Here is an 11,216-nt window from a genome sequence, read left to right on the forward strand (position 1 = left end):
GGTCCCGGCCCATGACCGACACCACTCGTGCATCCGGCGGCGAAGACCGTGAGCCGACCCGTCGTGCCGTGATCGTGGCCGGCGGCGCCACCGTCGTCGCCCCTGACGGCGCAGGTCAGTCGTCCTGTTCCTGCTCGTCGACGTCGGTGTCCGGGGACGCGCCGTCCTCCAGAAGCCGCTCGGCGATGTCGTCGGACCAGTGCTGGGCCCAGGCGCGCAGGGCGGTGACCTCCTGCTCGCTCAGCCCGTACCGGACGAAGTCCCGGTCGGAGTAGAAGTCCGTGCCCGTCAGCCGGGACTGAAGGGTGGGCAGGTCGAACGGGTCGTGGGCGTGGCGGCGGCCCAGTTCCTCCAGGTCCGGCAGGGAGAACCGGGCCGCGGCGGCCCGGGCGTCGATGAGATCGACGGCCGCGCCCCGGTCGTACAGGGCCCGGATCTTCGTACCGACGGCGTCCTCCAGGGAGAGGGCCGGGCCGTACGCGGTCAGCTCCGGCGACTGCCAGAAGACCTCCTTGTGCAGCGTGAGGGCACTGGCCTCGCCGCTCGCCGGGTCGGTGACCGTCAGCCGCGCGGTGAGCGTGCCGACGTCCCCGGCCCGGACGCGCCGCCCTCGTGCCTCCAGCGTCGCGGCGAGGGCGCCGGCGATGTGTTCCATGCTCTCGGCGCTCTCGGTGGCGAGATCGAGGTCGGCGTGCGGACGCAGGAGCAGGCCGTGGGCCTGGAGGGCATAGCCGCCGGCCAGGACCAGACCGTACGGGCCGCCCGCCGGGAGGGCGTCCGCGAGGAGCCGGCGATGGGGTTCGGGGATGTCCACGGGAAGATTTTTCCGGCTTCCTGTCACACATGCGCGACGTCGGGGTTCAAGGAGGTGTCCGAAGCACGGAGCACACCCCGACGGGAGCCTCTCATGCGTACCGCCCAGATCATCGTCACCCTGCTCGCCGCGCTCATGGCCGGTTTCTCCGGAACCGTGCTGCTGATGCGGGCGCAGTGGATCGTGCAGGCACTCGAGGACTACCGGGTGCCGAAGTCGTGGTGGACCCCGCTGGGGCTGGCCAAGGCCGCCGGTGCCCTGGGACTGGTGGCCGGCCTGTTCGTGCCGGTGATCGGGGTGCTGGCCGGGTGCGGGCTGGTGCTCTACTTCCTCGGCGCCGCGATCACCGTGGCGCGGGCGCGGTGGTACTCGCACATCCCCTTCCCGCTCGTCTACGCGGCACCGGTGGCCGGGGCCCTCGTCCTCGGGTACCTCGCCTGACCGGGCCGGCCGGAGAATTTCCTCCGGCCGGCCCCGCAATCTGCCGGGCTCAGAACCCCTCCGGATCTTCATGCTCCGGATCGCTCTCCGCCTGGGCGTAGCGGGTGGAGCAGGCAGGGCAGAGCCCTGGGGCCGGTGAGCGGAAGGCGTGGTCGCAGCCGTCGCAGTTCTGCAGCGGGTGGCGGACGGCCGGTGGCTGGGCAGGCGTGCGGAACGGGGGCGCAGGCGGGAGTTGCGCGGTCAGGCGGTGGGCGAGGAGGGCTGCCGGACGGATCAGGGGTTCGTTCGGCAGGTTCGCGGTCAGCGCGTGGCGTACGGCGGAAGGGGTGAGGTCCCGCTCCAGCCAGGCGGCGACGCCGGGGGCGAGATGTTCGGCGTCGGTCGCGGAGAGGATCAGGCGGGGGTCGTGGCGGCGCAGGCCGGCGAGGACGTCGACGGCTGTCCGGAGGAGGGCGGGCGCGGGGTACGACGGCTGGGGGACGGTGGGGAGGCGTTTGCGTGTCGCGGGCTCGTCGGGGGCGGTGCGTCGGGCGGCCCTGCGGGTGGTCGTCTCGCGGGCGGCGGCGCGGTGGCCGGGCCTGTTGCAGGAGACCGTGTGGGTGACGATCCGGCCGGTCGGGGTGCGCTCGCGGGTGCGGCGCAGGTAGCCGTGCGCTTCGAGTTCGCGCAGGGCGGCGGCGATACGGGTCGGGCCCTCGGGAAAGCGGGCGGCGAGCGTCTTGATGTCGACGGCGGTGCCGGGCCGCACGGACTGGATGTAGCAGGCCAGTCCGATGGCGAGCAGGGACAACTCCGGGTGCTGGGTCAGGTCGTTGCCGATCACCGTGAAGTTCTCGGTGTGGCGGACGTGGTCGTGGGTGACGCCGGCGGTCGGCTGCCCGGAGGGGTGGTTTTTGCCCGGGACCCGGGACTGGGCGCGCGGGGGCGCGCTAGTGTTTTTGGTATCCATCGGGAAGTGCTCTCTTCCTCGGTGGTCAGGCCCTCGCACTGGGATGCCAGTCCCGGCGAGGGCCGTCGCATGTCTGGGGTTGTCGTGTGCTGCTGGCGCTGAGCGTAGGGCAGCCAACCGGGCCCAGATCCAGCCCAGTCGGGCATATTCACTCGCGGGAGTGAGTTTGCCCGGTGGGAGGGAGGGGGTGGGGCTTGGTCGGGTGCTTTCTCCCCAGTGGGTGGTGCATAGGGAGCGCAGGCCGGACCGGGGAGTGGGGGTTCAGGCTCCGGTGACGGCCCATACCGTCGAGTTTCCGGTTCTTGTCACTCAGCGTGGCCGGTGCGCCTACCGTGAAGAGTGACGCTGCGCTTGCGTGCGGTGACTTTCCGGTTGTTGGCCGGACTGCCGGAGCCGTGCGCGGGTGAGGCGTGGCTGGTGCGAGGCGGTACGACGGAGGGGCGCGCATGACGGTGGACGGCGAGGTGCGGCGGCTCAGGACCGAGGCTGACGAGCCGGGGTGGGAGGTGGACCCGGACGACGAGTGGGGCGTGGCGGTGGTCACCACCGTGGGGCGGCAGTTGAAGCTGCGGCGTGAGGCCGTGGGCATGCGGGCCGGTGACTTCGGTAAGGCCGTGGGGTACGGCGAGGATCTCGTCTACAAGATCGAGAGCGGGAAGCGGATTCCCCGGCCGGAGTATCTGGACAGGGCGGATGAGGTGTTGGGGGCGGGTGGGTTGCTCGCCGCTATGAAGGACGATGTGGCGAAGGTCCGGTACCCGAAGAAGGTGCGGGACCTGGCCCAGATGGAGGCGCGGGCGGTCGAGATCGGGGTGTACGTGTGCCACAGCATCAGCGGGCTGTTGCAGACACCTGAGCACGCCAGGGCAGCTTTCGAGTCAAGGCAACCTCCGTACTCGGAGGAGGAGGTCGAGCGGATGGTGGCCGCTCGCATGGCTCGGCAGTCGATCTTCGATCGGGACCCCGCCCCTGCAATCAGCTTCGTCCTGGAAGAGGCGCCGCTCCGGCGACCGCTCGGGGGCACAATGGCGTGGCGGCAGCAGCTCGAACGTCTGTTGGAGGTGGGGCGGTTGCGTAACGTCGCTCTCCAGGTGATGCCGACACACCGGGAGATCCACCCGGGCCTGGACGGCAAGATCGAGATGCTGAAGTTCGAGGACGGAACGGCCGTGGGACGGTCAGATGGTGCGTTCAACGGGCGGCCGATCTCGGACCCGAGGCACCTCCGCATCCTTGAGCTGCGCTATGGCACCATCCGGGCGCAGGCCCTCCCGCCGGGGGAGTCGCTGGCCTTCATCGAACAACTGCTGGGAGAAACATGATCCGTAAGGCCTCCGCCGGGGACGCCTCCGAACCGGTGTGGTTCAAGAGCAGCTACAGCGACGGCAACGAAGGCGACTCCTGCGTCGAGGTCGCCACCACCCCCGGCACCATCCACGTCCGCGACTCCAAGTACCGGGACACCAGCCCCCTCCTGGCCCTCACGCCGGAGGCGTGGGCGGGCTTCGTTGCGTACGCGTCCGGCAACCGGCCCCTCGACTGACGTACCCCGCACCTGGTTTCACCGGGCGCGGGGCACTGGCGTAGGGCTCAGAAGACGGGTCAGCCCTCTTCGCCGCCGAAGCGCTCCTTGTACGTCTCCAGGTCCTCGTCCGTCAGCTTGGCGAACAGGACCGGCGGGACCGTGAACGGAGTGCCGGACGGGACGGAGGCCAGGGCCTTCGCCTCCTCGGCGGTGACCCAGGTGGCGGTGTCCTGCGGCAGGGCGAACGCCTCGCGCATGACCTTGGCCGTCGCCGGGATGAACGGCTCGGAGACCACCGCGTACAGGTGGATGAGGTTCATCGCCGTACGCAGGGTGAGGGCCGCGCCCTCCTTGTTCGTCTTGATCTCCAGCCAGGGGGCCTTCTCCTCCAGGTAGGAGTTGCCGGCCGACCACAGGGCGCGCAGGGCCGCGGCGGCCTTGCGGAACTGGAGGGCCTCCATGTGCGACTCGTACTCCGCGAGGAGCGCCGCGATCTCCTCGCCGAGCTTCGCCTCCGCCTCGCCGGGCTCACCGCCGGCCGGGACCTCCTCGCCGAAGCGCTTCTTGCTGAAGGACAGCACGCGGTTGACGAAGTTGCCGAGGGTGTCGGCCAGGTCCTTGTTCACCGTGGCGGTGAAGTGCTCCCAGGTGAAGGACGAGTCGTCCGACTCGGGGGCGTTGGCGATCAGGAAGTAGCGCCAGTAGTCGGCGGGCAGGATGGCCAGGGCCTGGTCGGTGAAGACGCCCCGCTTCTGCGAGGTGGAGAACTTGCCGCCGTAGTACGTCAGCCAGTTGAACGCCTTGACGTAGTCGACCTTCTTCCACGGCTCGCGCACGCCCAGCTCGGTGGCCGGGAACATCACGGTGTGGAAGGGGACGTTGTCCTTGGCCATGAACTCGGTGTAGCGGACGGTGTCGTCCGCCTCGTACCACCAGGACTTCCAGTCGCGGTTGGCCGGGTCCTGGTCGGCCCACTCCTTCGTCGCGCCGATGTACTCGATCGGGGCGTCGAACCAGACGTAGAAGACCTTGCCCTCGGCGGCCAGCTCCGGCCAGGTGTCCGCCGGGACCGGGACGCCCCAGTCCAGGTCGCGGGTGATCGCCCGGTCGTGCAGGCCCTCGTTCAGCCACTTGCGGGCGATGGAGGAGGCGAGCTGCGGCCAGTCGTCCTCGTGCCGGGCGACCCACGCCTCGACCTCGTGCTGGAGCTTGGACTGGAGCAGGAAGAGGTGCTTGGTCTCGCGGACCTCCAGGTCCGTGGAGCCGGAGATCGCCGAGCGCGGGTTGATCAGGTCGGTCGGGTCCAGCACGCGCGTGCAGTTCTCGCACTGGTCGCCGCGGGCCTTGTCGTAGCCGCAGTGCGGGCAGGTGCCCTCGACATAGCGGTCCGGCAGGAAGCGGCCGTCGGCGGGCGAGTACACCTGGCGGATCGCCCGCTCCTCGATGAAGCCGTTCTCGTTCAGCCGGCGGGCGAAGTGCTGGGTGATCTCGACGTTCTCCGGGCTGGAGCTGCGGCCGAAGTAGTCGAACGCGAGTGCGAAGCCGTCGTAGACCGCCTTCTGGGCGTCGTGCGCCTGCGCGCAGAACTCCGCCACGGGCAGCCCCTGCTCCTTGGCGGCCAGCTCGGCGGGGGTGCCGTGCTCGTCCGTCGCGCAGATGTAGAGGACGTCGTGACCGCGCTGGCGGAGGTACCGGGAGTACACGTCCGCCGGGAGCATGGACCCCACCATGTTGCCCAGGTGCTTGATCCCGTTGATGTACGGAAGGGCGCTGGTGATGAGGTGTCGAGCCATCGTGGCTGCTCCCAGGTCGCTGCGTTTTCTGCGGTTTCGAACCTTGAAATCGTAGCCGACACGGGTGGGCCGCCCGCTTCCCGTTTTGCAGGGTGGGAAGGGGCGGCCAGGGGGTCACCGAGGGTGACTGTGCGGGGGCCGGGCGCGGGTGCGCCGGGGGCTCACGGGCGCCAGTCGGTGAGGACGCCCTCGTACAGCTCGGTGTCCGTCAGCTCGCGGGGGGTGGGGCCCGCGTGGAAGAAGGACGTGTTGGCGGTCTTCAGCTTGCGGAGGTAGTCGAAGGCCTTGTTGTCGTGGTCACCGAAGGCGACGAAGGAGAAGAAGACGCCGGGGTGGGATTCCGCCGCCGCGGTGAGGGCCTGGGTCGCGGGGGTCTTGGCGTCCGGGGCGCCGTCCGTCTGGAAGACCACGAGGGCGGGGGTGCGGGGGTCCGTGGTGGCCGCGTGGTGCTTGTCGTAGTGGCCGAGTACGGCTTCCACGGCGGCGTGGTAGCTGGTACGGCCCATGCGGCCGAGACCGGCGTGCACGTCGTCGATCTTGGTTTCGTGGTCGGGAGTGAGGGTGAGGTCGGTGGTGCCGTCGATCTCCGTGGAGAAGAAGACGACGTGGACCGTGGCCTCGGGGTCGAGGTGGGCGGCGAGAGCGAGGGTCTGGTCGGCGAGGGCCTGGGCGGAGCCGTCCTTGTAGTACGGGCGCATGCTCGCGGAGCGGTCCAGCACGAGGTAGAGCTTCGCTCGGGTGCCGGTGAGGTCGGTTTTGCCGAGGGCGGTCGTGGCGGCCTTGTAGGCGGTGGTGAGGGCGGGGGTGCGGGACTTGAGCTTGGCGAGTGAGGTGGCGGGCTTGAGGGGGGTGGGCTGCGGTGCGTTGTCCTGCGGAGCCTCGCCGGGTGCCTCGGCTTCGCCTTCGGGTGCCTCCGCCTCGGCTTCGCCTTCGGCGTCCGTGTTCCCACCCGCACCACCCGTGCGGGTCTCGTCGTCGAGTGCGGGTGGCCCCTGTGGGGCGTCCTCGCCGTAGGCGGCCTGCGGGTCGGCGGACGTCTCGTCGACCGTCGACTCCGCTGCCGCTTCGCCCGCAACCTCGGCTTCCACTTCGCCAGCCGTTTCGGCTTCTGCTTCGCCAGCCGCATGGGCTTCGGCTTCTGCTTCGCCAGCCGCTTCGGCTGCTGCTTCTGCTTCGTCAGCCGCTTCGGCTTCCGCTTCTGCTTCGTCAGCCGCTTCGGCTTCCGCTTCGCGCTCCGTGTCCGGACCGGGATCGGTCACCGCTCCCGGCTCGGCCGTCTCCACAACGACGGCCTCCGCTGCAACGACAGCCTCCGCCTCCGCGACAGCTTCCGCTTCCGCGGTCGCCTTCGCACCGACCGGCCCTGCCGCCGGCTCAGCCGTCGGCTCCGGCTCAGCCGTCGCTTCGGCCTGGGGCTTCGGCTCGGTGGGCGTCTCCGGCTCCGGCTCAGTCACCGTCTCGGCTTCCGGCTCGGTCGTCGTCTTGGCCTCGGCCTTCGGCTCGGCCTCCGGCTCCGGCTCCGGTTCGGTCACCGTCTCGGTTTCGGCTTCCGGCTCAGTCGTCGCCTTGGCCTCGGCCTTCGGCTCCGGTTCGGTCGTTGCTTCGGCTTCCGGGGCCGCCGCAGCATCCGTCTGCGTTTCGGTCGCCTTGTCTTCCGCCTCAGCGGTGACCGGCTCCGGTTCCGTGGCCGTACCGGGCCCGGCAGGCGTGATCCGCTCCGGCTCCGGCGTCGTTGCGGGCGTGGTCTGTTTCTGCTCGGGCTCCGGCTCGTCCTCGGCCGGCGCCGGCTGACGGCTGTCCTCGGTTGCGCTCGTCTCCGGTTCCGGTTCCGGGTCGGTCTGCTCCGCCTTCGGCTTGGCGGGAGTGGTTTCCTCGGCCGTGGGCTCCGTCGCAGGCGCTTCCTCGGTCTTGGCCTCAGGCTCGCCCCGCTCCTCGGCCTCGGGCTCGGCCTGGGCCGCGGGCTCCGGTGTCGCAGGGGTCGGCTCTTCGGCCTTCTCGGCCTTGTTCTCCGGCTGCTCCGGCTGGTGGGGGACCTTGACGTTGTCGAAGGCCGCTGCCACCAGTTCGTGCTCGTCCAGTTCGCTTTCCTCCGCGGAGGACTGGCGGGGCTCGGGGACGGACGGGGCCGTCGGCTCAGTCGTGGGCGGGGTCTGTGCGGCGGCCGTCGGCGGGGTCTGCGCGGGGGTCAGATCCGCACCCTCCGCCTCGGTGGCTCGTGACTTGCGTGAGCGGCCGAATGCGTTTCGCAGGAGAGTGAGAATGCCCATGTGCGCAACCCTTCGCGTGAGGTTGTAACCCGTCAATCGCTGGCCAGGACGGACACGTAAGGTTAGCGGCCCCGGGTCACGGCACCGCGTCAGTACGGGTACGTGATCGCAAGGGCCGCCGCGACCGGCCGGTGGGGGAGAACGACGTGGTGCGGCCGCCGTCGCCTGTCGGTGCGGGGACGTGATCGCGTGGGCCGCCGGGACCGGCCGGTGTGGGTGCACGGTGTGGCGCGGGCCGCTGGTGTCCGTCAGTGCGGGGACGTGATGGCGCGGGCCGCCGCGACCTCCTGGCGCAGTGGTTCCAGGACGCTGCCCGCCGGGCCGGTGAGGTCGGTGCGGACGGCGATCAGGGTCTGTGAAGTGCGGACGCCCTCGGACAGCTCGCGGAGCTGGAGGGTGACCTGGCCGATCTCGCCGGCGGAGGGGGCCGGCGCCCCGTGGCGGACGCGGACGCGGGCCGCCGTCGTGGCGTCCACGATGCGTTCCACCGCGACGACCAGCGGCCACCACGCGGCGGCGCGCCGGCCGGTCGGCGGCGGCTCGGTCAGGGCCCGCTGGAATTCCGTCCGGATGACGGACAGGTCGCGGTAGAGGCGGCGGCGCATGCGGGCCCGGGCGGACGGGTCGGTGCCGGCGCCGAACGCCGCCTCGACGTAGGCCGCCGTGTCGGCCACCGCGTCGGCCAGCCGGTCGCCGACGCGGGTGTGCCAGCTCTCCGGCCACAGGAGGTACCCGGCGGTCAGCACGATCGCGCAGCCCAGGAGTGAGTCGTTCAGCCGCGGCAGCAGCAGCGCCGTGCCCTGGTGGTTGAGGATGTCGGAGAGGAGGAGGATCACCGGGGTGATGGCCGCCGTCTGGAAGCCGTAGCCCCGCGGGGTGAGGGCCGGGACGAGCGGGGCCAGGAGGAAGAGCACCGGGACGTCCCACCAGCCCAGCGGGACCTCGGCCAGGACCACGGCCGCCACCACCAGACCGGCCACCGTGCCCAGGGCGCGCAGGAGGGCGCGGGAGAAGACCGACCCGAAGTCCGGCTTGAGGATGAAGGTGACGGTCAGCGCGACCCAGTAGGAGCGGGCCACGGGGACGAGGGAGACCAGGGACTGGGCGATGCCGATGCAGACCGCGAGCCGTACGCCGTAGCGCCAGGAGTTGGCGGACAGGACTACGTTGCGTGCGGCGCGGGCCGTGCGGATGCCGAGCGCGGCCGGCCGGCCCAGGCGGTCGTCGATGCCCCGGGGGTCCACGTCGGGCGCGGTGACGACCTCGGCCGTGTGGCGCAGGGCGTGGTCCACCGCCCGGGCCGTCTCCGTGGTGGGCACGGGGAGGCGGAGGGGCGGCGGGGACGCGTCGTCCGTCTCCACGGCGCGAGCCAGCCGGCGGAGCGCCTCGGGGACCTCGGGCGGGAGCGGCCGGGCCGCCAGGTGGGCCGCGGGCGCCGCCTCGATCACCGGGGTGATGGCGTTCAACCGGGCCAGCATCCTGGTGAGTTCGGGGCTGCGGCCGTGGTGGCGGGCGCGCCGGGCCAGGATCAGGTCGTACGCCTGGTTCAGGGACTGGGTGACGGTGCGCCGGGCCTCCTCGTACTCCCCGGTGCGGTCCGTGCCGGCGGTGGCGAGCAGGTCGGCGACCGTGCGGTAGGCGGCCGCGACCGCCGTCCGCTCGGGGACGCCCGCGCGCAGCGGCCAGGACAGCAGGGCCAGCAGGAGGACCAGCAGGCCGCCGCCGGTCATCAGAACGGGGGCCAGCCACCAGGGGGACGGCAGCGGGAGGCCCGCGCCCACCACGCAGTTGAGGAGCAGGAGCAGGCCCGAGACCGAGGCCACCGCGCCGATCGTCGAGATCATGCCGGAGATCAGGGCGACGCCGGTGACCGCGGCCACCGCGTACCAGCCGTGGCCGTACACCAGCGTGCCCAGGGTCACGCCGATCGCGCCGAACAGCTGGGGGACGGCGATGTTGAGGATGCGCATGCGGTAGGCGTCGGCGGTGTCGCCGATGACACCGGACAGGGCGCCCATGGAGGCGAGGGCGCCGTAGGACGGGCGGCCGGCGGCGAGGCCGATCGCCAGGGGCAGGGCCATGGCGACGGAGGCGCGGGCCATGGCGGACCGGTTGACGGGTGCCTGTTGGGGCTTGAGGTTCCGGACCAGCCAGTCGGGCGGGGTGAGGCCGATGGGGAACTCTCGGAGCATGCGCCCATTATGGCCGGTTTGAGATGGTCGGCCCGAGGTGGGGGCCGGTCCGCCGCCGGGGCCCTTTCCCGTGGTGTCCGTTGCCGGGGCCCTTTTCCGTGGTGTGTGTCGGCGGGGTACTTTCCCGCGGTGCCGGTGCCCGCCGTCACTTCCGCCCGTGCAGCATGAGGTCGGTCAGGAGGGCGCGGTGGTCGGTGCCGGACAGGCGCAGGAAGCGGGCGCCGGTGACGGTGAAGTCCGGGGAGACCAGGACGTGGTCGATCTGGGCGCCGGTGACGGAGGCGGTGCGGGCGGGCCAGCTCGGCGTGCGGTCGTGGCCGGCGAGGCGGGCGGCGTCGGACAGGCCGGTGTCGAGGATGTGCCGGAAGGCCGCGTGGTCCTGGGAGGCGTTGAAGTCGCCGGCCAGGACGGTCGGGGTGTCGGGTCCGGCGGCGGCGAAGGCACGGAGCCGGCCGAGTTCGCGGCGCCACAGGCCGACCTGGTCCGGCAGCGGCGGCATGGGGTGGGCCAGCTGGAGGCGCACGGGGTGGCCGCGGACGTCGGCCACCGCACCGGGCATGCCCATGGTGCCGGCGACACCCGCGGCCGGGGTCAGCGGGAAGCGGCTGAGGATGAGGGAGCCCTTGGAGCCGTCCGCCGTGACGGCCCGGCGGTACGGGTAGGCGTCCGCGGCCTCGCGTTCCAGCAGGGCCCGGCACCCCGGCTCGCACTCCTGGACGAAGACCACGTCCGGATGCCGGTCCCGCACCACCCGGAGCAGGGCGGGGGTGCCGCGGCCGAACTCGACGTTCGAGGTCAGCACGCGGAGCGCGGCGAGGGGCGGGCCGTCGGGCTCGCCGGTGCCGCCGTACGGCTCCAGGTACCAGGCGAGCAGGCCGAGGACGGCGACGGCCCACACCACCCCCGGCCACCAGCGGGCGAGCAGCGCGCACAGCAGGGCGAAGCCGGCGGGTGCGAGCAGCCAGGGCAGGAAGGCGAGGAACTGGGGCACGGGGGTGATGCCGTCGGTGTCGGCGGCCCGGCAGCCGACGACCACGCTCACCCCGGCGAGCAGCAGTCCGGCGCACCAGGCGCCGAGCCTGCGTCCGCGGTGCCGGTTCACGGGACCGAGCCTACGATCAGCCGTCCAGCCGCGCCAGGAAATCCCCCGGCGCCCGGTTGAACTCCCGGGAGTGTTCCGGATGGGGGCAGGTGGGTGGCGCCTTCGGTGCCGAGCGCGATCAGCCGTCCAGCCG

The 11,216-nt window shown here is 72.0% G+C and carries 9 protein-coding genes; 3 read left to right on the plus strand and 6 right to left on the minus strand.

Annotation, left to right across the window (positions count from 1 at the left end):
- Positions 1-115: 115 nt before the first annotated feature.
- Entirely contained in the window at positions 116-814 is a 699-nt protein-coding gene (locus tag JK361_RS34400; RefSeq protein WP_201825895.1) for a nucleotidyl transferase AbiEii/AbiGii toxin family protein, read from the minus strand.
- 93 nt (positions 815-907) lie between these two features.
- Here JK361_RS34400 and JK361_RS34405 point away from each other — a divergent pair, with 93 nt between their 5' ends.
- Positions 908-1,255 (plus strand): DoxX family protein, encoded by a 348-nt coding sequence (locus JK361_RS34405; RefSeq protein WP_201825897.1) that lies wholly within the window; start codon positions 908-910, stop codon positions 1,253-1,255.
- A 49-nt stretch (positions 1,256-1,304) separates the two neighbouring features.
- On the opposite strand, the gene JK361_RS34410 is transcribed toward JK361_RS34405, so the two are convergent.
- Positions 1,305-2,204, minus strand: a complete 900-nt coding sequence (locus JK361_RS34410) for a helix-turn-helix domain-containing protein (RefSeq protein ID WP_201825899.1) — start codon at positions 2,202-2,204, stop codon at positions 1,305-1,307.
- A gap of 446 nt (positions 2,205-2,650) precedes the next feature.
- Here JK361_RS34410 and JK361_RS34415 point away from each other — a divergent pair, with 446 nt between their 5' ends.
- Both JK361_RS34415 and JK361_RS34420 read left to right on the plus strand, forming a co-directional pair.
- Positions 2,651-3,526 (plus strand): helix-turn-helix domain-containing protein, encoded by an 876-nt coding sequence (locus JK361_RS34415; protein ID WP_201825901.1) that lies wholly within the window; start codon positions 2,651-2,653, stop codon positions 3,524-3,526.
- Positions 3,523-3,747 carry a DUF397 domain-containing protein gene (locus tag JK361_RS34420; RefSeq protein ID WP_201825903.1) on the plus strand — a complete coding sequence of 75 codons (225 nt, stop codon included), beginning with the start codon at positions 3,523-3,525 and terminating at the stop codon, positions 3,745-3,747. The genes JK361_RS34415 and JK361_RS34420 overlap by 4 nt, the downstream gene beginning before the upstream one ends.
- Before the next feature lie 59 nt (positions 3,748-3,806).
- Here the strand turns inward: JK361_RS34420 and metG are convergent, their stop codons facing one another.
- The 4 genes from metG to JK361_RS34440 form a co-directional block, all read right to left on the minus strand.
- Positions 3,807-5,522: a methionine--tRNA ligase gene (metG, locus tag JK361_RS34425; protein WP_201825905.1), complete on the minus strand. Its 1,716-nt coding sequence runs from the start codon at positions 5,520-5,522 to the stop codon at positions 3,807-3,809.
- 161 nt (positions 5,523-5,683) lie between these two features.
- Positions 5,684-7,234, minus strand: a complete 1,551-nt coding sequence (locus JK361_RS34430) for a VWA domain-containing protein (RefSeq protein ID WP_307787386.1) — start codon at positions 7,232-7,234, stop codon at positions 5,684-5,686.
- 803 nt (positions 7,235-8,037) lie between these two features.
- Complete coding sequence (locus JK361_RS34435; protein ID WP_201825909.1) at positions 8,038-9,981, minus strand: FUSC family protein; 1,944 nt, start codon at positions 9,979-9,981, stop codon at positions 8,038-8,040.
- Positions 9,982-10,126: 145 nt separating this feature from the next.
- Entirely contained in the window at positions 10,127-11,083 is a 957-nt protein-coding gene (locus JK361_RS34440) for an endonuclease/exonuclease/phosphatase family protein (RefSeq protein WP_201825911.1), read from the minus strand.
- Positions 11,084-11,216: the final 133 nt, after the last annotated feature.

This window comes from Streptomyces musisoli (genome assembly GCF_016741855.1).
GTDB lineage: Bacteria > Actinomycetota > Actinomycetes > Streptomycetales > Streptomycetaceae > Streptomyces > Streptomyces musisoli.

Excerpts from the sequence above, each read along its gene's own strand:
- JK361_RS34405 (WP_201825897.1), top strand. The coding sequence starts at position 908 with ATGCGTACCGCCCAGATCATCGTCACCCTGCTCGCCGCGCTCATGGCC.
- JK361_RS34410 (WP_201825899.1), bottom strand. The coding sequence starts at position 2,204 with ATGGATACCAAAAACACTAGCGCGCCCCCGCGCGCCCAGTCCCGGGTC.
- JK361_RS34415 (WP_201825901.1), top strand. The coding sequence starts at position 2,651 with ATGACGGTGGACGGCGAGGTGCGGCGGCTCAGGACCGAGGCTGACGAG.
- JK361_RS34420 (WP_201825903.1), top strand. The coding sequence starts at position 3,523 with ATGATCCGTAAGGCCTCCGCCGGGGACGCCTCCGAACCGGTGTGGTTC.
- metG (WP_201825905.1), bottom strand. The coding sequence starts at position 5,522 with ATGGCTCGACACCTCATCACCAGCGCCCTTCCGTACATCAACGGGATC.
- JK361_RS34435 (WP_201825909.1), bottom strand. The coding sequence starts at position 9,981 with ATGCTCCGAGAGTTCCCCATCGGCCTCACCCCGCCCGACTGGCTGGTC.